At 70.6% G+C, this 25,127-nt stretch carries 32 protein-coding genes; 19 read left to right on the top strand and 13 right to left on the bottom strand.

Annotated features, from left to right (window positions below):
• The first annotated feature begins 1 nt into the window (after position 1).
• The 3 genes from FU260_RS16870 to FU260_RS16860 are packed head-to-tail and all read left to right on the top strand — an operon-like array spanning position 2 to position 3,079.
• Positions 2–982: a carbohydrate ABC transporter permease gene (locus FU260_RS16870; protein ID WP_147918107.1), complete on the top strand. Its 981-nt coding sequence runs from the start codon at positions 2–4 to the stop codon at positions 980–982.
• A gap of 1 nt (position 983) precedes the next feature.
• Positions 984–1,841 carry a carbohydrate ABC transporter permease gene (locus FU260_RS16865; protein WP_147918106.1) on the top strand — a complete coding sequence of 286 codons (858 nt, stop codon included), beginning with the start codon at positions 984–986 and terminating at the stop codon, positions 1,839–1,841.
• Complete coding sequence (locus FU260_RS16860; RefSeq protein ID WP_147918105.1) at positions 1,838–3,079, top strand: endo-1,4-beta-xylanase; 1,242 nt, start codon at positions 1,838–1,840, stop codon at positions 3,077–3,079. Before FU260_RS16865 ends, FU260_RS16860 begins: the two co-directional genes overlap by 4 nt.
• A 112-nt stretch (positions 3,080–3,191) precedes the next feature.
• Here FU260_RS16860 and FU260_RS16855 read toward each other — a convergent pair whose 3' ends face one another.
• The 5 genes from FU260_RS16855 to FU260_RS16840 all read right to left on the bottom strand — a co-directional run bounded on the left by FU260_RS16855 (position 3,192) and on the right by FU260_RS16840 (position 7,464).
• Positions 3,192–3,728 carry a substrate-binding domain-containing protein gene (locus FU260_RS16855; protein WP_235912294.1) on the bottom strand — a complete coding sequence of 179 codons (537 nt, stop codon included), beginning with the start codon at positions 3,726–3,728 and terminating at the stop codon, positions 3,192–3,194.
• 162 nt (positions 3,729–3,890) lie between these two features.
• Positions 3,891–5,138, bottom strand: coding sequence for an MFS transporter (locus FU260_RS16850; protein ID WP_147918103.1), 1,248 nt, complete (start codon positions 5,136–5,138; stop codon positions 3,891–3,893).
• A gap of 148 nt (positions 5,139–5,286) precedes the next feature.
• The gene (locus tag FU260_RS24415; RefSeq protein WP_268957789.1) at positions 5,287–5,415 is read right to left on the bottom strand and encodes a hypothetical protein; all 129 of its coding nucleotides are present in this window, start codon (positions 5,413–5,415) and stop codon (positions 5,287–5,289) included.
• A gap of 73 nt (positions 5,416–5,488) precedes the next feature.
• Positions 5,489–5,938: a VOC family protein gene (locus FU260_RS16845; protein WP_147918102.1), complete on the bottom strand. Its 450-nt coding sequence runs from the start codon at positions 5,936–5,938 to the stop codon at positions 5,489–5,491.
• Positions 5,939–5,973: 35 nt separating this feature from the next.
• A complete protein-coding gene (locus FU260_RS16840; RefSeq protein WP_147918101.1) occupies positions 5,974–7,464 on the bottom strand; it encodes an MFS transporter in 1,491 nt (496 codons plus the stop codon).
• 86 nt (positions 7,465–7,550) lie between these two features.
• Between FU260_RS16840 and FU260_RS16835 the strand changes: the two genes are divergently transcribed.
• Positions 7,551–8,012 (top strand): MarR family winged helix-turn-helix transcriptional regulator, encoded by a 462-nt coding sequence (locus FU260_RS16835; RefSeq protein ID WP_168211823.1) that lies wholly within the window; start codon positions 7,551–7,553, stop codon positions 8,010–8,012.
• Positions 8,013–8,022: 10 nt separating this feature from the next.
• On the opposite strand, the gene FU260_RS16830 is transcribed toward FU260_RS16835, so the two are convergent.
• On the bottom strand, positions 8,023–8,709 hold the full coding sequence (locus FU260_RS16830; RefSeq protein WP_147918099.1) for a M23 family metallopeptidase: 687 nt from the start codon (positions 8,707–8,709) through the stop codon (positions 8,023–8,025).
• A gap of 256 nt (positions 8,710–8,965) precedes the next feature.
• On the opposite strand from FU260_RS16830, the gene FU260_RS16825 reads away from it, so the two are divergent.
• Entirely contained in the window at positions 8,966–9,559 is a 594-nt protein-coding gene (locus FU260_RS16825; RefSeq protein ID WP_147918098.1) for a maleylpyruvate isomerase family mycothiol-dependent enzyme, read from the top strand.
• 20 nt (positions 9,560–9,579) lie between these two features.
• On the opposite strand, the gene FU260_RS16820 is transcribed toward FU260_RS16825, so the two are convergent.
• Both FU260_RS16820 and FU260_RS16815 read right to left on the bottom strand, forming a co-directional pair.
• Positions 9,580–10,314, bottom strand: coding sequence for a PIG-L deacetylase family protein (locus tag FU260_RS16820; protein WP_147918097.1), 735 nt, complete (start codon positions 10,312–10,314; stop codon positions 9,580–9,582).
• A 9-nt stretch (positions 10,315–10,323) separates the two neighbouring features.
• Positions 10,324–11,067, bottom strand: coding sequence for a GNAT family N-acetyltransferase (locus tag FU260_RS16815; RefSeq protein WP_168211822.1), 744 nt, complete (start codon positions 11,065–11,067; stop codon positions 10,324–10,326).
• A gap of 99 nt (positions 11,068–11,166) precedes the next feature.
• Here FU260_RS16815 and FU260_RS16810 point away from each other — a divergent pair, with 99 nt between their 5' ends.
• Positions 11,167–12,117: an RNA polymerase subunit sigma-70 gene (locus FU260_RS16810; protein WP_147918095.1), complete on the top strand. Its 951-nt coding sequence runs from the start codon at positions 11,167–11,169 to the stop codon at positions 12,115–12,117.
• Positions 12,118–12,124: 7 nt separating this feature from the next.
• Here FU260_RS16810 and FU260_RS16805 read toward each other — a convergent pair whose 3' ends face one another.
• Positions 12,125–12,598, bottom strand: a complete 474-nt coding sequence (locus FU260_RS16805) for a COG4315 family predicted lipoprotein (RefSeq protein WP_147918094.1) — start codon at positions 12,596–12,598, stop codon at positions 12,125–12,127.
• Positions 12,599–12,744: 146 nt separating this feature from the next.
• Between FU260_RS16805 and FU260_RS16800 the strand changes: the two genes are divergently transcribed.
• From FU260_RS16800 to FU260_RS16785, 4 genes are read left to right on the top strand one after another with little or no spacing between them, the layout of a single operon-like run.
• A complete protein-coding gene (locus tag FU260_RS16800; protein WP_147918093.1) occupies positions 12,745–13,323 on the top strand; it encodes an RNA polymerase sigma factor in 579 nt (192 codons plus the stop codon).
• Positions 13,316–14,008 (top strand): anti-sigma factor family protein, encoded by a 693-nt coding sequence (locus tag FU260_RS16795; RefSeq protein ID WP_147918092.1) that lies wholly within the window; start codon positions 13,316–13,318, stop codon positions 14,006–14,008. Before FU260_RS16800 ends, FU260_RS16795 begins: the two co-directional genes overlap by 8 nt.
• A 52-nt stretch (positions 14,009–14,060) precedes the next feature.
• Positions 14,061–14,459 carry a cupredoxin domain-containing protein gene (locus FU260_RS16790; protein WP_168211821.1) on the top strand — a complete coding sequence of 133 codons (399 nt, stop codon included), beginning with the start codon at positions 14,061–14,063 and terminating at the stop codon, positions 14,457–14,459.
• Positions 14,460–14,939, top strand: a complete 480-nt coding sequence (locus FU260_RS16785) for a hypothetical protein (RefSeq protein WP_235912295.1) — start codon at positions 14,460–14,462, stop codon at positions 14,937–14,939.
• Here the strand turns inward: FU260_RS16785 and FU260_RS16780 are convergent.
• From FU260_RS16780 to FU260_RS16770, 3 genes are all read right to left on the bottom strand, one after another.
• On the bottom strand, positions 14,915–15,313 hold the full coding sequence (locus FU260_RS16780; RefSeq protein ID WP_147918090.1) for a VOC family protein: 399 nt from the start codon (positions 15,311–15,313) through the stop codon (positions 14,915–14,917). The two genes, FU260_RS16785 and FU260_RS16780, sit on opposite strands and share 25 nt — an antisense overlap.
• Positions 15,310–16,581, bottom strand: coding sequence for an MFS transporter (locus FU260_RS16775; protein ID WP_235912296.1), 1,272 nt, complete (start codon positions 16,579–16,581; stop codon positions 15,310–15,312). Before FU260_RS16775 ends, FU260_RS16780 begins: the two co-directional genes overlap by 4 nt.
• A gap of 70 nt (positions 16,582–16,651) precedes the next feature.
• Positions 16,652–17,854 carry an NAD(P)-binding domain-containing protein gene (locus FU260_RS16770; RefSeq protein ID WP_147918089.1) on the bottom strand — a complete coding sequence of 401 codons (1,203 nt, stop codon included), beginning with the start codon at positions 17,852–17,854 and terminating at the stop codon, positions 16,652–16,654.
• A gap of 213 nt (positions 17,855–18,067) precedes the next feature.
• Between FU260_RS16770 and FU260_RS16765 the strand changes: the two genes are divergently transcribed.
• The 9 genes from FU260_RS16765 (at position 18,068) to FU260_RS16725 (ending at position 24,399) form a co-directional block, all read left to right on the top strand.
• Complete coding sequence (locus FU260_RS16765; protein WP_235912297.1) at positions 18,068–19,159, top strand: tellurite resistance/C4-dicarboxylate transporter family protein; 1,092 nt, start codon at positions 18,068–18,070, stop codon at positions 19,157–19,159.
• 78 nt (positions 19,160–19,237) lie between these two features.
• Positions 19,238–19,780, top strand: coding sequence for a methyltransferase family protein (locus FU260_RS16760; protein ID WP_210418108.1), 543 nt, complete (start codon positions 19,238–19,240; stop codon positions 19,778–19,780).
• Positions 19,781–19,903: 123 nt separating this feature from the next.
• Positions 19,904–20,836, top strand: a complete 933-nt coding sequence (locus tag FU260_RS16755; protein ID WP_147919568.1) for an aldo/keto reductase — start codon at positions 19,904–19,906, stop codon at positions 20,834–20,836.
• A 98-nt stretch (positions 20,837–20,934) separates the two neighbouring features.
• Entirely contained in the window at positions 20,935–21,447 is a 513-nt protein-coding gene (locus FU260_RS24215) for a helix-hairpin-helix domain-containing protein (protein WP_147918088.1), read from the top strand.
• A gap of 58 nt (positions 21,448–21,505) precedes the next feature.
• On the top strand, positions 21,506–22,636 hold the full coding sequence (locus FU260_RS16745; RefSeq protein ID WP_148239392.1) for a methyltransferase domain-containing protein: 1,131 nt from the start codon (positions 21,506–21,508) through the stop codon (positions 22,634–22,636).
• A gap of 23 nt (positions 22,637–22,659) precedes the next feature.
• Complete coding sequence (locus tag FU260_RS16740; RefSeq protein WP_147918087.1) at positions 22,660–22,863, top strand: CopG family transcriptional regulator; 204 nt, start codon at positions 22,660–22,662, stop codon at positions 22,861–22,863.
• Entirely contained in the window at positions 22,860–23,243 is a 384-nt protein-coding gene (locus FU260_RS16735) for a type II toxin-antitoxin system death-on-curing family toxin (protein ID WP_147918086.1), read from the top strand. The genes FU260_RS16740 and FU260_RS16735 overlap by 4 nt, the downstream gene beginning before the upstream one ends.
• An 80-nt stretch (positions 23,244–23,323) precedes the next feature.
• Complete coding sequence (locus tag FU260_RS16730; protein ID WP_147919566.1) at positions 23,324–23,578, top strand: mycoredoxin; 255 nt, start codon at positions 23,324–23,326, stop codon at positions 23,576–23,578.
• Between the two features lie 227 nt (positions 23,579–23,805).
• A complete protein-coding gene (locus tag FU260_RS16725) occupies positions 23,806–24,399 on the top strand; it encodes a DinB family protein (RefSeq protein WP_147918085.1) in 594 nt (197 codons plus the stop codon).
• Positions 24,400–24,441: 42 nt separating this feature from the next.
• Here FU260_RS16725 and FU260_RS16720 read toward each other — a convergent pair whose 3' ends face one another.
• A complete protein-coding gene (locus FU260_RS16720) occupies positions 24,442–25,053 on the bottom strand; it encodes a nucleotidyltransferase domain-containing protein (RefSeq protein WP_147918084.1) in 612 nt (203 codons plus the stop codon).
• Between the last annotated feature and the right edge of the window lie 74 nt (positions 25,054–25,127).

The raw sequence follows: 25,127 nt of genomic DNA, 5'->3' as shown, positions 1-25,127 counted from the left end.
GATGACCGCACCGAATCTGACGGCCGGGCGCGCCACACCGGCGCGCCCGGACCCGGACCCGGCGCCGGCCCGGGTCCGCAGGTCTCGCCGCTCGCTGCGGGACCTGGCGCTGGTCTGGGGCTTCGCCGCACCCGCCCTAGTGGTCTACATCGGCTTCGTGATCGTGCCGGTGGCGCTCGCTGCAGTGTTCAGCTTCTTTAACTGGAACGGGCTCGGCCCGCTGGAGCGGTTCATCGGGTTCGAGAACTACGTGCGCGCGTTCTCCGACCCGGTCTTCCTCGGGGCACTGCGCAACAACGTCGTGATCCTGGTGCTCTCCCTGGCGATCCAGGGCCCGCTCGCGATCGGCATCGCGCTGCTGCTGAACCGCAAGCTGCGCGGGCGCACGCTGATCCGCACGCTGATCTTCGTGCCCTACGTGCTCAGCGAGGTGGTGGCCGGGCTCGCGTTCCGGCTGATGCTTCCCCCGGAGGGTCCCGTCGACGGCGTGCTCACCTCGCTCGGCTGGAGCGGGCCCAAGCCGCAGTGGCTCGCCGACCCGGACATCGCGTTCTGGACGTTGTTCGCCGTGCTCACCTGGAAGTATCTGGGCTTGGCGATCATCCTGATGCTCGCCGGGCTGCAGGGCATACCCGAAGAGCTGCACGAGGCGGCCGCCCTGGACGGCGCTTCCTGGTGGCAGACCCAGCGGCGTATCACCATCCCGCTGCTCGGCCCGACAGTGCGAATCTGGGCGTTCCTGTCCATGATCGGCTCGCTGCAGCTGTTCGACATGGTCTGGATCCTCACCGGCGGCGGACCGCTTAATGCCACTCAGACGATGGCCACCTACATGGTCGACATCGGCAACGGCCGCAGCCAGATCGGGTTCGGTAGCGCAGTGGCCGTCATCCTGTTCCTGATCTCCCTGGTCATCGCGCTGATCTATCAACGTGCCGTCCTGCGCCGCGACATGGTCGGCGCCGTCACAGGGAGAGGCTGATATGGCCACCGCTCCAATGACCGCCGGCTCACAGAAGAACCGGATCGACTGGTCCCAGCCGTTCGCCTACCTGGTGGCCCTGGTGGTGGTGGGCATCACCGTCGCACCGGTGGTCTATGTGGTGCTGAACGGGTTTCGCTCCACCGCCCAGATCAACCGCGATCCGAGCGGCTGGCCCGCACCGTGGCAGTGGGAGAACCACACCGGGGTGCTCACCGACCCGATGTTCTGGACCCAGTTCACCAACTCCACCCTCGTGGCGGTCGCCACCACCGCCGGTGTGGTCATCCTCGGGGTGATGGCCGCATTCGTGATCGCGCGGTATGAGTTTCGCGGGCGGGCGGCCCTGTTCACCCTGTTCACCGCGGGGATGATGTTTCCGCTCACCGTTGCCGTGCTGCCGCTGTTCACGATGCTGCGGGGGATGGGGCTGCTCGGCAACCTGCTCGCGGTGATCATCCCGCAGGTTGCGTTCCAGATGTCCATCACGGTGATCATCCTGGTGCCGTTCCTGCGCTCGGTCCCGGCCGAGCTGGAGGACGCTGCCTCGATCGACGGTGCCAGCCGGTTCGGATTCTTCCGTCGGATCATGCTGCCGCTGTCCGGACCGGGTCTGGTGACCGTCGGCGTGATCGCCTTCGTGACCAGCTGGAATGCCTACCTGCTGCCGCTCCTGGTGCTCGGCAACCCCGCCGAGGCCACGTTGCCGGTCGGGGTGCAGTTCTACTCCACCACCTACTCTCAGGACACGGCCGGTGTGCTCGCGTTCACGTCCCTGGCGATGGTGCCCGCACTGCTGTTCTTCACCTTGGCCCAGCGGCGGATCGTCAGCGGACTGACCGGTGCGGTGAAGGGATGACCGCTACCGCCACTGTGCTGCACCGCACCGGCACCGCCGACCTCACCCTGACCGCACCCACCGGTGAGCCGCTCGCCGATCAGGACGTGAGGGTGGAGCAGACCCGGCACGGCTTCGAGTTCGGCAACATCGGATTCGATCTGGTCGCGCACGCCACCGGGGAGGAGCAGCAGGACCGGCTCGCCGCGGACTGGCTGCGGCTGTTCAACACCGCCACGTTGCCCTTCTACTGGGGCACCTTCGAACCCGAGCGAGGCCGGCCGGACACCGCGCGGCTGCGTGCGGCCGCCCGCTGGTTCGGCGAGCGGCGGGTGCGGGTGAAGGGCCACCCCCTGGTCTGGCACACGGTCAAAGCACCGTGGCTGGACCTGCTGCCCACCGCCGAGGTGGAGCAGGTGGTACGAGCGCGGGTGCGCCGCGAGGCCGGCGACTTCGCCGGTCTGGTCGACACCTGGGATGCGATCAACGAGACGGTGCTCATGCCGGAGTTCGGGAACGAGCCCGACGGCGTCCCGAACGCGATCTCCCGTCTCGCCCGGGAGATCGGCCGGGTGGGGATCGTCCGGCTCGCGTTCGAATCGGCCCGAGAGGCCAATCCGGCGGCCCGGCTGCTGATCAACGACTTCGACCTCACGCCGCGCTACGAGGAGCTGATCACCGAGCTGCTCGAGGCCGGGGTGCCGCTCGAAGCGATCGGGCTGCAGACCCATATGCACCAGGGGTTCCGTGGCGAGGAGGAACTCACCGAGGTGGCCGACCGGTTCGCCCAGTTCGGGCTGCCACTGCACTTTACCGAGACCAGCCTGGTCTCCGGGGACCTGATGCCGGCCGACGTGGTCGACCTGAACGACCACGTGGTGCCGAAGTGGCCCTCCACCGAGGAGGGGGAGGCCCGGCAGGCGGAGGAGATCGAGCGGCACTACCGCACCCTGGTCGGCCACCCGGCTGTTGCGGCGATCACGTACTGGGGGCTGACCGACCGTGGTGCGTGGCTCGGCGCGCCGACCGGGCTGCTCCGCGCCGACGGTTCTCGTAAACCTGCCTACGACGCGCTGGATGGGCTGATCAGGGGTGAGTGGTGGCTGCCGCCCACCACGCTGCGCACCGACGCCCAGGGGCGGGTGCGGGTCACGGGGTTCCACGGCGACTATCGCGTTTGGACCGGATCGGCGTCGGTGAACTTCACGATCACCCGCACCCCGGCCCAGGTAGAACTCACCCCGCACCGGATGCGCTGAGCGCAGCGACTGCGCCGGGCCCACCCCGATGATGGGGATGGCGGTGTGGCTGGGCGCGAGCGGCGGTGCACGCGCTGGTGCTGCCGGTGGGCGTGGCCGGGGGAGGTGTTGATCAGCACGGCGGCGCAGTGGACTCACGCACCACCAGGCTGGTGGCCAGGTCCATCCGCGGACTCGGTTCTCCGGTCCCGTCCGCCAACCGGAGAGCCAGCAGCGTGGCCTCCCGGCCCATCGCCACCAGTGGCTGGTGCACTGTGGTCAGGCGCGGGCTGACCCAGTGCGCCAGCGGGATGTCGTCGTAGCCGACCACGGAGAGATCGTCCGGGATGCGCAGCCTGCGCTCCCGCGCCACGTCGTAGACCCCGAGCGCCTGGAGGTCGCTGCCGGCGAAGATCGCCGTCGGGGGCTGGGGTAGATCGAGCAGGTGGGCGCCGTGCTCCGCTCCGCCGGAGATGTGGAAGTTCCCGAACGTCACCGACGCGTCCCGGACCGGGAGCCCGGCTGAGGCCATTGCCGAGCGGTATCCGTCCACCCGGGCGTGCGAGCACATCATGTCCTTCGGCCCGCTGATCACCGCGATCCGCTCGTGTCCTTCCTCGATCAGGTGCCGGACGGCAGCCAGTCCGCCGCACCAGTTCGCCGACCCCACCGCGGGGATCTCCGGTGCCGGGGGAGACGTCGCTGCGGCCGTTGAGCACTTTGGAGATGGTGGCGAGGGAGACACCGGTTTCCGTTGCGATCTGCGCCAACGTCGCCTGCTTCGCCATGAGTTGACGCTAGAGCACCACTCGATCGAACCGGCGCTGGAGCGTCAGCTCTCCTCGACCGCGAGCTCGGCGTGCCGGAACGGACTGAACCACAGCCCCACAGCGGTCAGGGTGAACACCACCACGGAGGCGCCGAGGACCGGGACGATCCCGACGACCTCGGCCAGCACTCCGGCCACCGGCGCCACAATCACCACCACCGCCCGGTTCATCGAGCGCATCGTGGTGTTCGTGCGGGCCTGCAGCTCGTCCGGGGTGATCAGCTGCCGGTAGGCCATCTCATGGGAGTTGCTCGCGCCGATGGAGAAGCCGTGCAGCGCCTGACCGAAGCAGAGCAGCACCAAGGTCGCCCACACCGGTTCGGGCACCTGGGCGAGGAGCAGCGCGAGCACACCGGTTGCGCTGAGCAGGTGCGCCACGATCACGGTCGGGCCGCTGCCCCAGAGCCGGCCGAGTGGGAGCGAGGCGAGCGCGCCGAACAACCCGCCCACCCCCAACGCCGCCGTCACCAGCCCGAACCAGAGGTAGCTCAGGTCCATCGTGGTGAGCAGGTAGACCGCCAGCACCGCGCCGAGGATGGCTTGGCCGGCGAACCACACATGGGTCCAGACCGCCAGATGCCGCAGGCTCCCACTGCGGTAGACCCAGCGCAGACCTGCGCCGATCTCCGCACGCAGGTCCGGCCGGAGCTCCTCACTGCGGGGCGGCTCCTCGACGCGGGTCAGCGCCACCATCACGGCGGAGAAGACAAACGTCACCGAGTTCGCCAGGACCGCCACCGGGGCGCCGACCAGGCCGAGCAGCCCGCCACCGGCAGCCGGACCGGCGGTCTCGGCCACCGCGTTCGTGCCATCGATGCGCGCGTGCGCGGTCTGCAACTGCTTCCGGGGCACCAGCCGGGGCACGAACGCCTGCGAGGCGCTGTCGTTCATCAGCGTCGCCGTGCCGAAGGCCAGCACGATCACCAGCAGCAGCGGCAGGGAGAGCACACCGGCCCACCAGCACACCGGGATGGCCAGCAGCAGCACCGATCGCACCAGGTCTGTGCCGATCATCACCGGCCGGCGCGCCCGCCGGTCCAGGAATGCGCCGATCAGCAGACCGAGGGCCAGGTAGGGCAGCCAGCGGGCCGCCGAGAGCAGTCCGGTGCCGGTCGCCCCGGCCTGGAGTTCGGTGACCACCAGCGCCTGCAGGGCCAGCAGAGTGATCCAGGAGCCGAGACCGGAGACCGCCTCGCCGGCCCAGAACCACCGGAACACCCGGGGCAGCTCTCCTCCCGGCTCGCTCCCCATGTGCGCACTCTGTCACACCTGGAGACCTGGCCCGGGCGAGTCACCCGGGCCCACGCGCCCTGCGCCGTCGCGTACCTCAGACCAAGGTGAGACGAGCCACGCCTGCCCGGACTGCGCCGTCGAGTACCTCAGGCCCGGGCGGGACGGCCTACGCGGCCCCCGCCTGCGCCGTCGAGCGCTGGTAGACGGACACGTGCGAGGAACAGGAGGCATCGAACGGGCGGGAGTCCCACCAGCCGTACCGCTGTGCCAGGCGCAACCCGGCGATCCGGGCCAAAGCTGGTCCTGCGGTCGAATCCGTCCATAGTCGAGCACGCAACCAGGCGGTCCGCGATCCGGACCAGGCATTTTCACGCCGACGGGCTGCCCGAGACCGGCTGAGCGACCAGCTCCACTTCGAAGCCGTCGCTGTTGGCCAGATAGGCGGCGTAGTGGTCCGGACCGCCGGCATGCGGGTGCCGGTCGCCGAACAGCAGGTTCCAGCCGTGCGCGGGCGCCTCGGCGGTGAGCGCGTCCACGTCCGCGCGGCTGCCGGCATGCAGCGCCAGATGGTTCAGACCGGGGCGGCGGCGTTCGTGCTCGGCAGCGGTGAGCGCCGGTGACTGCTCCACCACCAGGTACGCGTCGCCCAGCCGCCAGCTGCGGCCATCGGGCCAGTCCTGGTACGGCCGGTAGCCGAGCCGGCTCAGCAGCCAGCCCCACTCCCGCGCCGCCCGGGCCAGGTCGGGCACCCAGAGCTCGATATGGTGCACGCTCCCGACGGCGGGACTGGCCTGGACGTGATCGTTCCGGTCCGTCATCGGGTCAGCATGCCACGGGCGAAGAGCGTGGCGGCTCAGTGCGCGAGGGTCGGTGCCGCCGACTCCGCCGATGCCGCCGATGCCGCCATGCCCGGGGCCGGGGGGATGGTTCGCTCGGGGCGGTCGCGCGGGACCAGCAGGGTGATCGCCGCACCGACCAGCGCGGCGAGCGCACCGACGGCGAAGCACAGCTGGAACGCGCTGGCGGTCGGGATCGGTGACGTCCCGGGCGCGAGCACCTGGGTCTGGCTGGTCATCAGGGCCGCCATCACCGCACCGGCGGTGGTGGTGCCGATCGAGCGCATCAGGGAGTTCACCCCCACGCTCGAGCCGGCTTCACCCTTCGGCACGTTGTCCAGCACCAGCGTCGGCATCGCGGCGTAGCCGATCCCCACCCCGGTCGAGGCCACGATGGTGGCCACCATCAGCTGCCACGGGGCATTCATCAGGCCGAGCGCCACGCAGTACCCGCCGGCGAGCACCACAGCACCGATCGCCATCGTCAGCCGTGCGCCGAGCCGAGTGATCATCCGGCTCGATACCGGTGCCATCACCAGCATCATCAGCCCGCCCGGTGCCATCCACAGCCCGACCATCAAGATGGGCTGGCCCAGGCCGTAGCCGGTGGCAGCGGGCGCTTCGAGGAGCTGCGGCACCACGATCATCTGCGCCATCATGCCGAATCCGATGAGGATCGCGGCCAGGTTGGTGAACAGCACCGCCGGACGCACCATCGTGCGCAGGTCGACCAGCGGCTCCGACTGGCGCAGCTCATACACGCCCCAGGCGAGCAGCACCAGGACACCGCCGGCGATGCACGCCCAGGTGGTCACGGACCCCCAGCTCCAGGCCGAGCCCTTCGAGATACCGATGAGCAGCGCAGCGAGCCCGATCGCCAGGCCGATGATCCCGGGCACATCCAGGCGGCCCGGCTCTCGCGCACCCTGCTCCGGCACCAGCAGCCAGGAGACGACGATCACCACGGCGGCGAGGATGGCGGACACCCAGAACAGATCGTGCCAGGACCGCGACTGGGCGATCCAGGCTGCCAGCGGCAGCCCGAGTGCGCCACCCACGCCGAGGGTGGCGCTGACCGTTGCCACGGCACCGGCGCGGCGGTGCGGTGGCGCGATCTCCCGCACCAGCGAGATCGCCACCGGGATGTAGCCCATCGCCACGCCCTGCAACGCGCGACCGACGAGCACCGGCAGCAGGGTGCTCGAGGCGGCCGTCACCACCGAACCGAGCAGCAGGATCATCGCGGAGATCACGATCACCCGCTTCTTGCCGTACATGTCCGCCAGCCGGCCGGACACCGGCATCGCGATGCCACCGGCGAGGAGCGTGACAGTGACCACCCAGGAGGTGTTGGAGGCGTTCGTGCCGAGCAGTTCGGGCAGTTCGGACTGGATCGGGATCACCAGGGACTGCATCAGCGAGCCGCACAGGCTGCCGAAGCAGAGCACTGCGATGATCAGCGAAGGCGGCGCGATAAACGGCGCTCGCGTGCGCGGTGATGATGGCATCAAACTCCGACGATTATGTATGGTACTTACATGCGACTATGTGTAAGATACATGGAAGTGTCCCACATGGTCAATCTGGAGGAGCGATGGCACACCGGTCCGCGTCCGGCAGCGACAGGAGCCCACACCCCGGGCGTTCCCTGGCGGGCCAGCTGCAACACCTCGACGCGCTGCGCCGAGCAATGGCGCGGCGGCACAGCCTGAATCCGGCGGACATGCGCCTGCTCTGGCTGCTCTCCGACGACCGAGCGCGCACCTTCCGGGAGATCTCCGAGGAGCTGAACCTCGAACAGTCCACGGTGAACCGGCAGGTGAACAGCGCCGCCCGCGCGAACCTGGTGCAGATCTCCGACGATCAGCCCGCCCGCCTGGTGCTCGCCACGAAGGAGGGCATCGCCGCCTTCGATCAAGACGTGGACCGGTCGCTGAACGGCTACCGGCAGGCGCTGGAGCGGATGGGCACGGAGCACACAGCGGAGTTCAACGCTCTGCTGGCGGAGTTCATCGAGGCCTATCGGGACATCGTTCAGCCGGACGAGGAGCCCTGACCGGCGGCGGTCAGCCGGCTGGCGGAGGGACCGGTTCCACCACCGTGCGCTCGTCGGGCACAGCCAGGTGGCGGGTACTGCTGGTCGTGGCTGTGTGCCACTCCCGGAAGCTGTGGAACGTCAACGGCACGCCGACGGCGGAGCGAAAGTCGCTCCGGTCACTCGCCTGCACATGCACGCACGGGGAGGTGGAGTTCCCGGAGTTCCCGCACTCGGCCAGCACCTCACCCACGCGGACCCGGGTTCCGACAGCCACGCGCAGCGAGTCGCGCCGGAGATGCACCAGGGTGATGAACGCACCGCTGGCCTCGTCCGCGATCGTCACGTAGTTGCCGGCGATCGCCGGGATTCCCGCGCGCACCCGGGATGCCTGGGTGAGCGCGTAGCCGAGCAGCGTGATCGGCGAGCGCCGGGCCTCGTGGTCCTCCTCACCGTCGCAGGTAGCCACCACTTCGCCGCCGCACGGGGCGAGCACCGGGCGGCCGAAGGAGACGAACCGCTCCGGAGGCTCGGTGCCCAGGTAGGTGCGCCAGTCGGTCACCGCGGCGAGCCGGTGCTCGGCGTCCACTCCGACGAAGTCGATCGCGTACCGCGACCCCATCAGGTCGGTGCCATGGCTGGGCACCCGTCGGGCCGGACTCATCTGCACCAGCGAGCGCCCGGCGAACGGGAGGTGCAGCACCACCTCGCGGCCCATCGTCCTCCCACCTGGGCGCCGATCACCCTCCCGGCTCGTCTGCGCCCCAGACTATCCGAGGTTCTCCGTGCGGCTGAGGACCGATCGGCAGGCTGAGGACCGACCTGCGCCTACTCAGCCTGCCAGTCGCTACTCAGCCGGGCGTCGGGCGCGCATGGAGGTGCGGGCTCGTCGTCGGAGCGGGCGTGTGCGGAGGCGATGAGTTCGGCCGCTCGGCGTCGTAGGTACCAGTGACACCGATCGAGAGGAACCGGCCATGACCGACACCACCACACTCACCGAAGAGGCCTACGCCGAGCGCACCCGCCTCGCCGGTCTGCTGGCGGAACTCACCCCCGAGCAGTGGGCCCACCCCTCGCTCTGTGCCAGCTGGCGAGTGCGGGAGGTGGTGGCCCATATGACCGCACCGTTCCACACGTCGCCGCTGCGGATGCTCGCCGGTATGGCCCGTGCTCGCTTCAACTACGACCGGTATGCCGCACCGGCTGCCCGCCGGGACACCGCCCGGATGAGCGACGCCGAGCTGTTGCGCATCGTGCAGGCGAACCTGCGTACTCCCTGGCCACCCAGCGGGGGAGGGCCGGAGGCCGGGCTCGGCCATGACGTGATCCACGGTCTGGACATCACCGAGCCGCTGGGCCTGCCGGGGCCGCCCACCCAGCGCATCGCCCTGGTGCTGGCCGGCAGCGACGCGCGCAGCCTGAAGTATTTCGGCGTAGATCTTGCCGGCCGCCGGCTGGTGGCCACCGATGCCGAGGTCAGCGTCGGTGACGGTGAACCACTGCAGCTGTCCGCGCGGGAGATCCTCCGGGTGATCACGGGGCGGCGAGCACTTACCGACCGGGAGTAGTCCAGAGGAGCGGGGCCCGTTCAGCCCATCCGAATCGCACGCACCGGCAGCGCACGGTCGACTCCGGCCGCGGCGCCACCATCTGCCGTGATCCCGGTGACCAGATCGCGGGGCGTCGGGTGGTCCGGCAGCGCGGCGAGGTAGACCTCGTGGGCAGCGAGCGAGGCGATGCCCCGCTCCACCGACTCCTCGGTCAGCTCGATCGCGTGCGTGGGGGCGCCCCCGTTGACCAGCAGCCACCGCGTGGACCAGGCTTCCAGACCCTCCTCGGTAATCTGGGAGCGGAACAGCCACGGGTTGTCCGCATCCCGGATCGCGTCCACCACGGCGATACCGGCGGCCCGGTGGTCGGCATGGTTCAGTCCCCAGCCCGCCTCCAGCTCCCAGGTGGTGCACACCACGGCATCCGGGCGGAACTGGCGGATCTGGCGCGCGATCTGTTCCCGGGTAGCCACATCGGGCTGCAACAGCCCGTCCGGCAGGTCCAGGATCGTCAGGTCGCTCACCCCCACCAGCTCGCACGCCCGGCGCTGCTCGATCGCGCGCAGGGCCGCCACCTGGGCCGGTTCCTGGTCCCGGATTCCGGCCTCGCCGGCCGTGAGCAGCAGGTAGGCGACCTGCACCCCGCGCGAGGTCCACTCCGCGACAGCCGCGGACCCCCCGTACTCCATATCGTCCGGGTGGGCCACCACGCACAGCACACGCGCAATGTCCTCGTCGAAGGGCTCCAGCGTGGGGGCATTCTCGGTGCTCATAGGGGCACCCTAACCATCCGCCACAGTGGTCCAGGTGCCGAACCGGGCCAGACCTGCCGCACGGGCCACGGCCGCAGAGGCATAGTTGTCAGGGTCGCAGCGGTACTGGGGCTCGTACCCGGCGGTGAGCAGGCGCCGGCTGAATGCGCGCACCAGCGCCCGGGCATGTCCCTGGTTGCGGTGGTCGGGATGGGTGATCACGCCGAGGTCAGCGATCTGGCTGCCCGCCCAGAGGTAGGCACTGGCCGCGGCGACGAGCCGGTCCTCGGCAACGACGCCGAGCACGTCCCAGTCGTCCAGCTCCACCTCGGCCTCGTCCAGGTCCTCGGCGGAGCAGACGGCGGTCAGCGCCGCGAACCGGCCGGCATCGGCCGAGGTGAGCGGGCGCACCTGAGCCGCGGTCTCCTGCCCGAGCAGTTCCTCTTTGGCGTGCTCGGGCAGGTAGTACAGCTCGGCAGCGTCGTCCAGGGCGAGGCCCATGGACTCCAGGCGCCGGTGCACCGCGGCGATATCCGCGGCACCTGCGGCCAGCCCGCTGGCCGTGGCCACCTGCGGGGACAACGCCACTCGATCGCGCCCGTCCGGGGTGCTGAGCAGGGCGGCCCCGCTCTCCCGGTGCGGGTCGATCAGCACAGTCGCCCCGCCGTCTGGGCTGACAGTGGCGGTAGCGAAGCTGCGGTCCCAGAACTCGGTGACCACGGGGGAGAACATGGCACCGTCCTGGGCTCCGGAGTATGCGGTGGGGCGCTGCACCGGCGAGCCTAGTGAGCGGGAGGGCGCGGCGGAACTCATTTCCGCCCTGTGGGTCGGTGGATCTACGCTGGTGGTGATCACTCCCCGAGGAGGCAGCCGATGACGGTCACGGCACAGGTCAGCGCCGAGGTGCTGGAGACGCACCGGGTGCGGCTGACCGGGTACTGCTACCGGATGCTTGGCTCCGCCGAGTGCGAGGATGCGGTGCAGGAGACCTTTATCCGGGCGCTGCGGCACGCCGATCGGTTCGATCCGGGCCGGGCCCAGCTGAGTACCTGGCTGCACCGGATCGCCACGAACGTGTGCCTGGACCTGCTCCGCGGCGCGCGCCGGCGGGCGCTCGCCGTAGACCTGGGACCGGCGGCGACCAGCGGCGACCTCGGCGCACCGCTGCCACCGCAGGTGTTCCTGGAGCCGATGCCGGACTCCCGGGTGCTGGCCGATCCGGCGGAGGAGGTGGCCGGCCGAGAGAGTGTGCGGCTGGCTTTCCTCTCCGCACTGCAGACCCTGCCGCCCCGGCAGCGCGCTGTGCTGATCCTGCGCGAGGTGCTGGCGTTCACCGCACGGGAGACGGCAGAGATCGTCGAGACCTCCGAGGCCGCGGCGAACAGTGCGCTGCAGCGTGCCCGTGCCACGCTGGCCGCCCGGCCGCTGGCCCCGGCCGAGGTGCGGGACGAGAGCGATCCGGCCCAGCGGGACCTGTTGGACCGGTACGTGGCCGCGTTCCAGTCCCACGACGTCGCCGAGCTGGTCCAACTGCTGCGCACCGACGCCGCCTCCTCGATGCCGCCGTTCGCCTGGTGGCTCTCCGGTGGGGCGCAGATCGCGGCCGTGATGACCAGCAGCGATGCCTGTGCCGGGGACCGGCTGGTGCCGATCGCGGTGAACGGCACCACCGGTCTGGGTCAGTACCGCCCCGACGACGGCGGAGTGTTGCGTCCGTTCGCGATCCTCGCCCTGGAGCTTCGCGCCGGCCAGGTGGCGCACATCATCACCTTCCTCGGCAGCCAGGAGCGGTTCGCCGAGTTCGGTCTGCCCGCGCGGCTCTGACCGCCGCTCAGTAGCCGGAGGTGTCCGCCGGCACCGCTTCGGTGATCGACTCACCCGCCGGCGAGAGCAGGTACCAGACCTCGTTCACCCCCTGACCGGTGACGTCGCCCGGTGCGGTGTCCTGAGCGAAGTAGTACAGCGGCCAGTCCGCGTAGGTGGCCTGCGTCGTACCGTCCTCCCGTTCGATCGTGCCCAGCAGCGAGGCGTCGATACCCTCACCGGCGCTCGGTTCACCTTCCAGCGCCGGCCAGGCCTCCAGACAGTCCCCGGTGCAGGTGCTGGTACCCGGGGAGTCCTCGGTGAACAGGTACAGGCTCATCCCCGCGCCGTCGGCCACGATGTCGCCGACGGCGGAGCTCGCCACCGTGAGCATGGTCGCCTCAGCGGCCGGTTCTGGGTCCTCGTCCGTGCCTGCGTCGCTGCCGCAGCCCGCCAGGACGGCGGCCGCCGCGAGCAGGAGGACAGCTGCCGATCGTCGCATCGCCCGTCTCCTTCGTCCGTCGGGCCGGCCAGGTGCCGACTCGTCTGATGGGAAGTGGTACGTCCGCGCAGTGGCACAGCGATTGGTCGAGAACTAGTCCTCGCCCTCGGCAATCCCGGATGGGTGCCGCAGCCGTATCGTGGGGTATGGCTGTGCTCTCCCGCGCGGACCGGGCTCACGATGCTGCGTTGCTCGCGGGCTTGGCTCTCGACGACCCGGACGTCTCCGCCGCGTTCGTGCGCCGGTTCCAGAGGGCCGTGTTCGGGATGGCCGTCAGCATCACCCACGATCCACGACTCGCCGAGGACGTCAGCCAGGAGGTTTTTCTGCGCGCGTGGGGTGCCGCGGCCAGCTACGACATCCGCCGGGCTTCGGTGCTCACCTGGCTGCTCACCATCACCCGCAATGCCGCGATCGACGCGGTGCGGGCCCGACGGCAGGTGCCGACCGATGGCGCTCTGCTGGAACAGCTGCTCAGTGAGACCTCCGCAGCCACGGCGGATCCGGAACAGACCGCCGTGCACCAGGTGGAGACCGAACGAGCGATCCGGCACCTGCACCAGTTGTCACCGCAGCAGGCCCGCGCGGTGGTGCTGGCCGTGCTCGGCGGCTGCACCGCGGCTGAGGTCGGCCAGAGAGAGGGGATCCCCTTGGGTACAGCGAAGACCCGCATCCGGGACGGCCTACGGCGTCTGCGTCAGGATGCGCAGGTGCGCGATGACTGAGCCCACCCACCCGGCCGAGGATGACCTGGTCACGCTGGCGCTCGGCCACCTCGACCCCGGCCAGAGCCCGCAGGTCACCGAGCACCTGGCCACCTGCGCCGGCTGCCGCGCCCACTACGACGAGGTCGCCGCCTCGATCGCTCTGGTGCTGCCGGCCGCACCGCGGACCTCACCGCCGGTGGACTTCGAGGTCACGGTGCTGGACCGGCTCCGGTCCGCGCACCAGAGCGCCGGCAATGATCGCGCATCCACGCCGGAGGCTGGCACCCGGGACGCACCGCGGCGGCATCTCCTGCTCGTGGCCGCGGCGGCGGCCCTCGGCGTGGTGCTGGGCGTCGGCGGCGGAGCGATCGCCTGGTGGCCCGGCGGGGAACAGGAACCGACCGCGACCTCCGCGTGGCAGGCGCCGCTCGTGGCCGCCGACGGGCAGGACGTTGGTCGCGTCGCCCGCAGCTATTCGGCTGACGGTCCGGTGCTGGTGCTGGAAGTGATCGACGGTCCGGCCGGGCAGTCCTACACCTGCCGCCTGGTCCGCGGCGACGGCAGCACCGAGGACGTCGCGCACTGGGAGCTCTCCGACCAGCGTCCGAACAGCTGGGTGATCGAGCCCGGCAGTGACGCTGAGCTGCGCCAGGTACAGCTCATCGGTGCTGACGGCCAGGTCTGGTCCTCGGCCGACCTGTGACCGGCCGTCCGGTCAGGCAATCTCGGCCGTGGCTGCGGCACGTATGACTGTCATGGCCGCCACCAGTTCCCTGCGCCCCGAACCGTTCGTGCCGCGCACCGCAGGTACGGGCGGTGCGGTCCTCGCCCTGCTGCTTCTGCTCACCGCCTGCTCCTCGCCCGGGGAGGAGGATCACGCCACACCCACCGCAGCCGGCAGCGACGAGGCGATGACCATCGTGATCTCCGAGTTCAGCTATCAGGTCCCGGACACGGTGCCACCCGGAGCGAGCGTGACCGTGCGGAACGAGGACGACGTCGGGCACACGGTCACCTCCGACGAGCCCGAGATCTTCGATGTGCCGGTCGGCCCAGGGGAGGAAGTCACCCTGACCACGCCGGACGAACCCGGCCAGTACCCGTTCCACTGCATCCCGCACCCACAGATGACCGGCACCCTGGTGGTGGGCTGAGTGGCGGCACCCCGGCATCCTTCCGCTCTGTCTCGCAAGCGGCCGCGCCGGCCCGGGTGGCTGCTCCGGGTGGGCGTGACGGCGGGACTGCTGGTGGACGCGATCGTGCACTGGCATCTCGCCGAGCCGTTCGGGCTCGCCGCACCGGGCGGCTGGGGCGGGGACACCGTGTTCCGGCTGCAGGCGAGTGCAGCCGCCATCGCCGCGTTACTGGTGCTGCTCACCGGCCGACTGGCGGCCTACGCGTTCGGTCTGCTGGTGGCCGGTTCGGCCCTGGCCGCGGTGCTGGCCGCCACCTGGTTCGTGACTCCGGCGCTCGGGCCGATCCCGGCGATGCATGATCCCGCCTGGTACCCGCTGAAGACCCTCAGTGCCGTGGCCGAGGGGATGGCCGCAGTGCTCGCGATCGCGGCACTCCTCCCGCGCCGCCGCAGCGAACCGCTGGGGCAGACACCTCAGCGGAACAGGCAGAACGGGTGACCGGCCGGGTCGAACAGCACCCGGACGTCCTCCTGCGGCTGCACCTCGGCCAGTATCGCCCCGCACTCGCGCGCCCAGTCAGTGGCCGCGGCGAGGTCCACCACGTGCAGATCAAGGTGCTGGCTGCTGATCTGCCGATCGTGCTGCGCCGGCCACACCGGCGGGCTCCAGCAGTGTTCGAACTCGAAGTTCAGGGTGCGCCCGCTTGCGCGCACCTGCGCCCACCCGGCATGCTCCGGGTCGCCGGCGCCCGGCGGTTCACTCGCGGTCACCTCACCATCGAGCAGCCGGGCGTAAAACGCGGCCAGCTCGCGCGGTGCCGGCGCCATGATCGTCACCGACGTCCACGCGATCCGCGGCCGCGGCGTACTCATTCGGCCGCCGCACCGTCAGTGGCCGTCGTGTCTTCGGCCGCTGCGGTGGTGCGCCGCACCACGGTGAGCGTGAGCACGAGGGTGAGCACAGCCGTCGCCGCGAGCAACCACAGCCCGATCGCGTAGGACTCGGTGCGGCCGTACACATAGCCCATGATCAGCGGTGGCACGAACCCGCCCAGGCCGCCGGCGGCGCCCACCAGACCGGTCACCCCACCCACCCGTGCCGGGTCGGTGGCCTTGGCGATCAGGGCGAAGGTGGCGCCGGAGCCCGCGCCGAGCGCGGCGGCCATCGCCAGGAACGCCCCTGCACCGGCCGGTTCCAACACCGGTTCCAGCGCCGCGATCCCGGCCCCGACCGCCACGATCGCGAACACCGCGGCCAGCACCCGGGTCGCTCCCCACCGGTCCGACAGCCACCCGCCGATCGGGCGCATCACGACGGCGACGGCCACGAATCCAGCCATCCTGGTGGCCGAGTCGGCGGCGGACAGGTCATAGGTGGTCTTCAGGTAGGAGGGCAGATACACCGAGAAGGCCACGTACCCGCCGAACGAGACCGCGTACAGGATGCAGGCCTGCCAGGTGATCGGCAGCACCGCGTTCGAGCGCACCCGCGCCATCATCGAGGTGGTCGGGGCGAGGCGGCCAGGGGCATCACGCAGCAGCACCCAGGCCACCACAGCGAAGATCACCAGCCCGGCGGTGGCGAACAGGAACGGTGCCGTGGAGCCGACCGAGGTGTACAGGCCCACCGTGGTCAGCGCGCTGATCGCAGTGCCGACCATCCCGGCACCGAAGATGCCGACGGCCAGACCGCGCCGGGCGGGTGGGAACCACGAGTTCACGAACGGCACCCCCACGGCGAACGCGGTACCGCCGATGCCGAGGAAGAAGCCGCCGATCAGCAGGGCGACGAAGCTGGTCTGGCCGTAGAAGCCGATGAACAGCACCGGCACGATCGTGGCCAGCGAGACGATCACGAACATCACCCGGCCGCCGTAGGCGTCGGTCAGCGCCCCTACCGGGATCCGGCCGAGGGACCCGACCAGCACCGGGACCGCCACGATCAGCGAGACCTGCGACTCGGTCAGGGCGCCGAGCTGCCCGGTGTCCCGGAACACCGGGCCGAGCGGGCTGAGCAGCGACCAGGCCCAGAAGTTCACCGCGAAGCCCATCGTCGCCAGGATGAGCATCAGCAGGGGGGAGGGGCTGCGGGTGCCGGTGGTGACGTCGGCGGCTCGGGTCGGCGGCTCGGCGGGGGTCATCGGCTGAGGCTCCTTCTGCTCGGACCGGCACCATCATGTCGCTCCCTGCGGGCCGCTGCCAGTGCTGGTCTCACGGCTGTGCGCTCCGGGTGCGGCCCAGCCGCCGCAGCGCGGCCCGGCCGGCCGCTCGGCCGGCGCGGGTGGCCCCGATCGTGGAGGCGCTCGAGCCGTAGCCGACCAGCAGCACCCGTTCGTCGGCGGCGACCTCGACCTCCGAACGCATCCGGATCCCGCCGCCGCGCTCCCGTAACCGCAGCGGCGCCAGGTGGTCCAGCGCGGCCCGGAACCCGGTGTTCCAGAAGATCACGTCCAGGTCCAGATCGACCGGTGCCTCGAACGGTTGCCAGGACTGCGGGACCACGAGTTCCCCGGACGCCGACGGACCAAGCCCCTCCGCGCCGTCGCCGGCAGCAGCACTCTGCCCGGGGAAGTGCACGCCCTCGGGGTGGATCCGGGTAATCATCCCGCGGCTGACCAGCACCCCGGACTCGGCGCCGGCCACGTACTCGGGCAGCAACGGGATGCCGGTGGTGCGCACTACGCTCGCCGGCGGCCGGCCGGCCCTGGTGCGCTCGCGCACCGCGTTCTCCACGTCCAGACCCCAGCGGGGATCGAAAGCGCGGTCGGTGAAGTTCGGCGGGCGCCGGGTGGCCCAGACGGTCTCGGTGACCGGTGCGAGCTGGAGCAGGAACTGCACAGCGGAGAGCCCGCCGCCGACCACCAGGGTGCGCAGTCCGGTGAAGTCCTCGGCCGCGCGGAAGCCGGTGGTGTGCAGCTGCTTGCCGGTGAAGGTCTCGATCCCGGGGACGTAGGGCACGTACGGCCGGGTCCACGTGCCGGTGGCGTTGAGCAGCACTCCGGTGGTGATACTCGACGGCGTTCCCTCGCTCTCGTAGTGCACGGTCAGCTGGTCCGGCCGCGGCCCGGAGTGGACCTCGGTCACCTGCGCGGGGCGGCGCACCTGCAGCTCGTGCTCGTCCTCGTAGCGCCCGTAGTAGTCGGCGACCACCTGCGACGCAGGGCGTTCGGAGTCCACCGGTCCGAGCGGGAGTCCGGGCAGATCAGCGATCCCGTGTGCGCGGCCCAGGGTCAGCGAGTCCCACCGGTGCCGCCAGGAGCCGCCCGGCCCGTCGCCGGCGTCCAGGACCAGCAGGTCGATCCCCGGGCGCAGCCCCGCCTGCACCAACGTGCGGGCCGCCGCCAGCCCCGCCTGCCCGGCTCCGATCACCACCACCTCGAATGTGGCGGCCTCAGTTCCGGAGGAACGCTCCATGGGTCAAGTACTACCCGATCTGTCCGCCCGGCGCAGTGACCCAGGGCACCTCGAGGACCCCTGCTCCTCGCATCGGAGGTAGCGGCGGCGGTCGGAGGCTGTCCGGGCTGACCTCCGACCGCCGCCGCTACCTCCGACGGGAGAGTGGCGGTGACCGCCGGCGGCTGCCCGTGGTACCTGCCGGCGGTGTGCTCCGGCGCTACCATCGGCCGGGTGAGCAGGACGATCAGCATGCGGGCGGACAGCGCTGTCGCCGGGCTGACTCCCGGCTACTTCGCGCTAGTGATGGCTACCGGGATCCTGTCCATCGGGGCGGCGCTCGAGGGGGTGATGGTGCTGTCCAACGTGCTGCTCGTGCTCTGCCTGGTGACCTTCGTCCTGCTGCTCGCACTGACCGCCCTGCGTTTGGTGCGGCATCGAGACCGGATCGTCGAGGACTTCCTCGATCCGGCGCGCGCGTTCGGCTTCTTCACCTACGTGGCGGGCACGAACGTGCTCGGGGTGCGACTGTTCATGGCCGGCTACCACACAGTGACTGCCGTCTTCCTGATCGTGACCCTGCTGGCCTGGTTCGTGCTCGGCTACGTGGTGCCGTGGACGGCGGTGCTGTCCAAGTCCGAGCGGCCGGTGGTCAAGTATGCGAACGGCACCTGGTTCATCTGGGTGGTGGCCAGCCAGTCGGTGGCGGTCGCGGCCGCAACGTTGGAGCCCACCAGCCCGAGCGTGCGCGGTGCGCTCGCGATCGTCGCAGTGCTGACCTGGTCCGTGGGGCTGTTCCTCTATGCCGCCGCCGGGGTACTGGTGGCGCTGCGGATGATGCTGTACGAGCTGAAGCCGGTCGACCTGAACCCGCCGTACTGGGTGTCGATGGGGGCCTGTGCGATCACCGTGCTTGCCGGTGCGCGGATCGTGGAGATGGCTGCGGCTCCGATGGTCGATGCGACCCGGGGGCTGGTCGCCGGGTTGGCGGTGGTGTTCTGGGCGTTCGCGACCTGGTTGATCCCGGTGCTGTTCGGGGTGGGGTTGTGGCGGCACTGGCGGCACCGGATCCCGCTGCGCTACGAGGCCACCTGGTGGTCGATGGTCTTCCCGTTGGGTATGTACGCGGTCGCGGGGATCTACCTGGGTCAGGCGGACATGCTGCCGATCGTGGGCTGGATCGGCCGGGCGGAGCTCTGGCTCGCGATGCTGGTGTGTCTGCTGGTGTTCGTCGCCATGCTGCGCCACCTGTACCGGACGGTGCTGCGCCGCCCGGTCGCAGGAGCCGGCGCCGGCCAGGATGCGGGACTCGAGCAGGAGAGGTAGCAGATTGCCCTGCCCTCGGGGTGCCATCTGCCCCGGTCTGCGGCGATGATAGAACCCCGACCCTGGAGCGCTGATCGTATGTCCTCTGCTCGCACCGCCACCGCCACCGCCGCCACCGGTATGGCCCTCGTCCCGCCGGCCGCGTTCGCTCTCGCCGCCGTGGGTCAGCGGCTGCTCGCCCGGCGGAAGAAGCCGGCCCGGCAATGTTCCGACGCTGAGCATGGCAAGGCGGCGGAGCCGGAGCGCCGGCGCCGCCGCGGTGGCCGCCGGGTGCTCAGCGTGGGTGTGGGCGCCGCCTCGATCGGGTTGCTGGTGGCTGGTGCCAGCGAGCTGGGAGCAGCCGAGACCACGCTCGATCCCCGCCACCCGTCGCAGACATCGGCACTGGTCACCACCGGGGTGTTCGACGCCACCCGCAACCCCCTCTACCTCGGCCTGGCCGGGCTGCTGGTCGCGCACGCGCTCTGGCTCCGCTCCGGCCGCGCCCTGGTGCCGGCCGGTGGGTTCGTGCTAGCGATCGACCAGCTGCAGATCCCTGCTGAGGAGGCAGCGCTGGCGGAGAAGTTCGGCAGGGCCTACCGCGCCTACTGTGAGCAGGTGCCGCGCTGGCTGCTGCGCTGACGGGCCGGCAGCACTCCCGGGGCCGGCAGCACCCCCGGGCGGGCGGCGCCCCCGGGGCCGCCACCATCCGGCGGGAAGCACCCCGGGCCGAGCGGCCGCTATCGTCGCACCATGCCTGCACCCATGAGAACCTTCACCTTGCCCGGGACCACCCTCACTGTGCCGAACGTCGTGCTCGGGCTGATGCGGATCGCGGACAAGACCGACGAGCAGATCCGCGAGCTGGTGGCGGCCGCCCGGGATGCCGGGATCACTTTCCTGGACCACGCCGATATCTACGGCGGCGAGCCGCACACCTGCGAACGCCGGTTCGCAGGCGCTCTGAACCTGTCCGCGAGCGAGCGCGAGCAGCTCATCATCCAGACCAAGTGCGGCATCGTGGCCGATGGCCCGTACTTCGACTTCTCCTACCAGCACATCATCGACTCGGTGCACGGCTCGCTGCAGGCGCTGGGCACCGACTACCTGGACATCCTGCTGCTGCACCGCCCGGATGCCCTGGTCGAGCCCGAGGAGGTGGCCCGCGCCTTCGACGAGCTGCACGCGGGCGGGAAGGTGCGTTCCTTTGGCGTCTCCAACCACACCCCCGGGCAGATCGAGCTGCTGCGCAAGTCGCTGAACCAGCCGCTGGTGGTCAACCAGCTGCAGCTCTCCCTGACCCACGCGCCGATGATCACCCAGGGCCTTTCGGCGAATCGGGAGGGGCAGGACCAGTCGATCATGCGCGACGGTGGCGCCCTGGACTACTGCCGGCTGAACGACATCACGGTGCAGGCCTGGTCGCCGTTCCAGTCCGGTGGTGGCCGGGGTGTCTTCCTCGGCTCGCCGGACTATCCGGAGCTGAATGAGGTCATCGACCGGCTTGCCGCCGAGTACGGCGTGGATCCGATGGCGATCGCCACCGCCTGGATCACGCGGCATCCGGCGCAGATGCAGGTGGTGCTCGGCACCACGAACCCCGGCCGGGTGCGCGCCGCCGCGCAGGGCTCGGCGCTGGCCCTGACCCGGCCGCAGTGGTACGAGCTGGCCCGCGCGGCCGGCCATCACGTGCCCTGACCCGGCCGCCACGCGCACCCTGACCCGGCCTGCCACGCGCACCCTGACCCGGCCTGCCACGCGCACCCTGACCCGGCGTGCCCGTTAGCATCGCAGCCATGACTACGAAGGCACAGCTGGACAAGGCGGCTCGCGCCCTGCCCGAGGTGCAGCGCCAGGACGGACCGCCTCGCAGCTACACCGTGCACGGGAGCACCTTCGCGGCCCTGACCACCGATAGTTCCGCCGTCGACCTCTGGATGGCTGCCGAGGACGCGGCCGAGGTACGCCAGGCTCACCCCGGCTGCACCCCGAACCGGGAGGGGCTGCACGTGCCGCTTGCGGAGGTGAACGGGATGGTCCTGAACGCGCTGGTGGCCCGGGCGTGGCGCCACCGGGCGCCCGCGCAGCTGCGCCGAGACGCCGACAGCGCGGACTCCGGCGAGGTCACCACCGACCTGCCGGCGATCGGCCGGCCGGCCACTCGGGCGCTGGTCACCGCCGGGATCACCGACCTGGACCAGGTTGCCGCCCGCAGCGAGTCGGAGCTGCTGGCACTGCACGGGGTCGGCCCGCGGGCGGTGCGCATCCTGGCCGACGCGCTCGCCGACCAGGGTCGGTCACTGACCTGACGCAGCGGGGCGGAATTCGCCTGGCCGCTCAGGTACTGCGGGCCGTAGCGTCACCGCTATGACCGTCCGCCTGATCCGCTCCGCCACCCTCGCCCCCGCCGATTACGCCTACGCCGCCAGCGTGCCCGCCTCGTCCCGCCTGCTGTTCCTCGCCGGCGCGTGCCCGCTGGACGCGAGTGGGCGAACGGTCGGGGAGGGGGACTACCAGGCCCAGGCCCGCGCCGTCGTGGAAAACCTCATCCAGGCCCTTGCCGACGGCGGAGCGAACCTGCACGACGTCGTCTCCACTCGCGTACTGGTCGCCTCGAGCGACCAAGCCGACCTGGTGACGGTGTGGAACGTGGTCCGGGCCGCGTTCGGCGACCACGACGTACCGAGCACGCTGATGGGCGTGACCGTGCTCGGCTACACCGGCCAGCTGGTGGAGGTGGAGGCGATCGCCGCCGTCTCGGATCGGGAGGTGTTTGCCGACGGCGGCTTCAGCGACCCGCGGCTGGCCGCGCTGTACGACCCACTCGATCCGGACCGCTCCGACCTGGACCATTACGTGGCGCTGGCCGAGGAACTCGGAGCCGCCAGCGTGCTGGACGTCGGCTGCGGTACCGGCACGTTCGCTGTCCTGCTCGCCGAGCGTGGCTACCAGGTGACCGGGGTGGACCCGGCGGCCGCCTCGCTGGAGGTGGCCCGCGCGAAGACCGGTGCGGCTGCGGTGACCTGGCTGGACGGGGATGCGACCACGTTGCCGCCGATGCAGGTGGACCTGGCCACGATGACCGCGAACGTGGCCCAGGTGTTCACCACCGATACCGAGTGGGAGGACACACTGGCCGGTATCCACGCCGCGCTCGTGCCCGGTGGGCACCTGGTGTTCGAGACCCGGATCCCCGAGGTGCGGGCCTGGGAGCGGTGGAGCCGGGAGGACTCGTTCACTGCGGTGCGGGTTCCCGGTGTGGGCAGGGTGGAGACCTGGAACGAGCTCCTGGACGTGCGCGGGGAGCTGGTCACCTTCCGTGGGGTGACGCGGTTCGTTGACGACGGCGTGAGTATCCCGGACGTCTCCACGCTGCGGTTTCGCTCCCGGGCGGCGATCGAGGCCTCGTTGGCCCGATGCGGGTTCGAGGTGGAGCAGGTGCGCGATGCGCCGGACCGCCCGGGCCGGGAGTGGGTGTTCGTCGCGAGGCGGGTGTGATACCACAGTGATACCATCGCTTCATGGCGATGACCTTGCGGCTGACACCGGAACAGGACGAAGCGTTGGCCACGCTCGCTGCAGCGCACCGGATGAGCAAGCACGAGGCTGCTGTGCGAGCGATCGAGGATGCAGCGGCCCGCTCGGTTCATCGGGATCGAGTTCAGGCGCTCTCCGATGAGGGACGCGAGCGCTACGCCGGCTTGCTCGATCGACTGTCCCGGTGAACGAGCAGTCGCCCACCTTCCTCACCGTGGACGACCTGCTCTTCCTGGCCGGTGAGCTCGGGGTCAGTGCGGTGCGTGACGTCGGCTTGCTGGACGCGGCCGCGCACCGGCCGACGTCGATGCTGTGGGGCCGGGAGGCGTACCCGTCGCTGCACCACAAGGTCGCGGTACTGCTCGAGTCGATCACCCGGAACCGCCCGTTGGTGGACGGCAACAAGCGACTCGGCTGGACGGCGGTCTTCGTGTTCTACGGCCTGAACGGGCATCGCTTCGATGCGCCCGAGGACGCCGCGTATGACCTGGTGATCGCTGTCGCGACCGGGCGGATGTCGGCCGAGGAGAGTGCGGCGCTGCTGGCGGGGTGGGTGCATCCCGGATGATCATCGTGCGCCATCACCGGCGGACGTAGAGTGCTGCGGACCGTTCCTACCGTTGGCGAGAGGGAGAAACTGTGCCGCCGATCGATCAGCCCAGGATCACCGTGTACGGCGCCGACTGGTGCGGGGACTGCCGCCGCGCCAAGGCCACACTCGAGCGCACCGGCGTGGCGTACGAGTACGTGGACCTGGTGGCCGATCCGAGTGCCGCCGATCGCGCCCAGCAGATCAGCGGGCGCACCAACATCCCGGTGGTCGTCTTCCCCGACGGCAGCCACCAGGTGGAGCCGAGCGAGGAGGACCTGCAGGCGAAGCTCGCCGGTCTCGGACTGGCTTGATCGCGGTCCCCGCGCGCAACGACGCGGCCGAACGTGCCGGCTGATTCAGGCCCAGACGGCGTGTGCCGGGTATGCGGCCAAGATGCGATCGTGTTCTCCGGAGTACATCCACACCAGGACGTGAGTGTCGAGGTGTAGGTGATGAGTCACGGATGCACCTGGTCTGGGGCTCTGAGTGCGCAGTAAATGCAGTGCCGGTGTCCGGAGGTCGGCGATACCGTTCCGAGATGGATGATCTCAAAGCAGTCTTGACCCAGTACCTGGACGAGCAGCACGCAGCGCTGCTGTGGAAGGTGGACGGACTCGGGGAGTACGACCTGCGCCGGCCGTTGACGCCGACCGGTACGAATCTGCTCGGGCTGGTCAAGCACGTGGCCGCAGTGGAGGCAGAGTACTTCGGCCTGGTGTTCGGTCGCCCGTTCCCGGACGCGCCGGCCTGGCTGCTGGACGAGGAGCCTGCGGACAACGTCGACATGTGGGTCACCGCCGAGGAGTCCACCGCGTCGATCCTCGACTTGTTCGCTCGGGTGCGGGAGCACGGCGCCGAGACCATCGCCGCGCTCGACCTGGACGCGACGGGAGTTGTGCCCTGGTGGGGCAACGGCGGTGTCGAGGTCACCCTCGGGCGGATTGTGGTGCACATGCTCGCCGAGGTCGCTCGGCACGCCGGCCACGCGGACATCGTTCGGGAGTCGATCGACGCCGCCGCCGGACTCAGTGACGGCAACGACAACCTGCCCAGCCAGGACGCCGCCTGGTGGCGCGAGTACTACGACCGGGTGCAGTCCGCCGCGAGGGAAGCGGCCCGGCGCACCGACTGAGCCCATCAGCGAGACTGGGCCCGTCAGTCAGCGCCGGGCCCGTCAGTCAGCGAGGTTCTCCCGACCGCTCAACCAGGGGGACTGCGGGTGGGCCCGCTCGATAGCATCGGTCAGCCACCGGCGGTCGGTCCTCGTCAGCACAGGCAGGATCGCAGCCCGATCCTCATCGTCCTTGTCCACCGGTCGGGCGGACTTCCACAACAGCTGGACGGCGGGATTGACCGTCGGCACACCGCGCACCGATTCGACCGCGTGTGCCCAGGCTCGGGTGATCGCTGGGAGGCGGCGGTACCGCCAGAGGTGCTGATCGCCGTCCTCGATGTTGATCTGCAGCACGAACTCGCCGGTCTCTGCTGATCGCACCCAGATGTTGTGCAGGGCGGGGTCGTCAGCGCATTCTGCGAGTGGTAGCAGCGCACCGGACATCGCGGCGAGCAGTTCGAGCCTGGTGGGCAACTCGGCGACCAGCCGCCGCCAGTCCTCGCGGATGACGCTGACGTCGATATCGCCGTGCTCCCGGGTCGTGCGACCCAGCCAGTGGTCGAGGCCGCAGCCGCCGGAGAGCCACCATCTCGTGCTGCTCGAGCCCAGCAGGGCGATCACCGCATCGACGGTGAGTGGCCGCCAGTGGTGCCTGGCCGGGTCGTAGCGCACCCCGCCATTCTGCCCCTCCGGATGAGGGCACCGGGCATGCCCACGCACGCGGGGCACGGGGCATGTCCACGCAC

The organism is Ruania zhangjianzhongii, assembly GCF_008000995.1.
GTDB lineage: Bacteria > Actinomycetota > Actinomycetes > Actinomycetales > Beutenbergiaceae > Ruania > Ruania zhangjianzhongii.
Note: the sequence above shows the minus strand (reverse complement) of the source record. Positions and strands in the feature narration are given on the sequence as shown.

Bases quoted from the DNA above. Each gene is read 5' to 3' on its own strand.
- FU260_RS16870 (WP_147918107.1), top strand. From the start codon at position 2: ATGACCGCACCGAATCTGACGGCCGGGCGCGCCACACCGGCGCGCCCG.
- FU260_RS16865 (WP_147918106.1), top strand. From the start codon at position 984: ATGGCCACCGCTCCAATGACCGCCGGCTCACAGAAGAACCGGATCGAC.
- FU260_RS16860 (WP_147918105.1), top strand. From the start codon at position 1,838: ATGACCGCTACCGCCACTGTGCTGCACCGCACCGGCACCGCCGACCTC.
- FU260_RS16850 (WP_147918103.1), bottom strand. From the start codon at position 5,138: ATGGGGAGCGAGCCGGGAGGAGAGCTGCCCCGGGTGTTCCGGTGGTTC.
- FU260_RS16845 (WP_147918102.1), bottom strand. From the start codon at position 5,938: ATGACGGACCGGAACGATCACGTCCAGGCCAGTCCCGCCGTCGGGAGC.
- FU260_RS16840 (WP_147918101.1), bottom strand. From the start codon at position 7,464: ATGCCATCATCACCGCGCACGCGAGCGCCGTTTATCGCGCCGCCTTCG.
- FU260_RS16835 (WP_168211823.1), top strand. From the start codon at position 7,551: ATGGCACACCGGTCCGCGTCCGGCAGCGACAGGAGCCCACACCCCGGG.
- FU260_RS16830 (WP_147918099.1), bottom strand. From the start codon at position 8,709: ATGGGCCGCGAGGTGGTGCTGCACCTCCCGTTCGCCGGGCGCTCGCTG.
- FU260_RS16825 (WP_147918098.1), top strand. From the start codon at position 8,966: ATGACCGACACCACCACACTCACCGAAGAGGCCTACGCCGAGCGCACC.
- FU260_RS16820 (WP_147918097.1), bottom strand. From the start codon at position 10,314: ATGAGCACCGAGAATGCCCCCACGCTGGAGCCCTTCGACGAGGACATT.
- FU260_RS16810 (WP_147918095.1), top strand. From the start codon at position 11,167: ATGACGGTCACGGCACAGGTCAGCGCCGAGGTGCTGGAGACGCACCGG.
- FU260_RS16805 (WP_147918094.1), bottom strand. From the start codon at position 12,598: ATGCGACGATCGGCAGCTGTCCTCCTGCTCGCGGCGGCCGCCGTCCTG.
- FU260_RS16800 (WP_147918093.1), top strand. From the start codon at position 12,745: ATGGCTGTGCTCTCCCGCGCGGACCGGGCTCACGATGCTGCGTTGCTC.
- FU260_RS16795 (WP_147918092.1), top strand. From the start codon at position 13,316: ATGACTGAGCCCACCCACCCGGCCGAGGATGACCTGGTCACGCTGGCG.
- FU260_RS16790 (WP_168211821.1), top strand. From the start codon at position 14,061: ATGGCCGCCACCAGTTCCCTGCGCCCCGAACCGTTCGTGCCGCGCACC.
- FU260_RS16780 (WP_147918090.1), bottom strand. From the start codon at position 15,313: ATGAGTACGCCGCGGCCGCGGATCGCGTGGACGTCGGTGACGATCATG.
- FU260_RS16775 (WP_235912296.1), bottom strand. From the start codon at position 16,581: ATGACCCCCGCCGAGCCGCCGACCCGAGCCGCCGACGTCACCACCGGC.
- FU260_RS16770 (WP_147918089.1), bottom strand. From the start codon at position 17,854: ATGGAGCGTTCCTCCGGAACTGAGGCCGCCACATTCGAGGTGGTGGTG.
- FU260_RS16760 (WP_210418108.1), top strand. From the start codon at position 19,238: ATGTCCTCTGCTCGCACCGCCACCGCCACCGCCGCCACCGGTATGGCC.
- FU260_RS16755 (WP_147919568.1), top strand. From the start codon at position 19,904: ATGAGAACCTTCACCTTGCCCGGGACCACCCTCACTGTGCCGAACGTC.
- FU260_RS24215 (WP_147918088.1), top strand. From the start codon at position 20,935: ATGACTACGAAGGCACAGCTGGACAAGGCGGCTCGCGCCCTGCCCGAG.
- FU260_RS16745 (WP_148239392.1), top strand. From the start codon at position 21,506: ATGACCGTCCGCCTGATCCGCTCCGCCACCCTCGCCCCCGCCGATTAC.
- FU260_RS16740 (WP_147918087.1), top strand. From the start codon at position 22,660: ATGGCGATGACCTTGCGGCTGACACCGGAACAGGACGAAGCGTTGGCC.
- FU260_RS16725 (WP_147918085.1), top strand. From the start codon at position 23,806: ATGGATGATCTCAAAGCAGTCTTGACCCAGTACCTGGACGAGCAGCAC.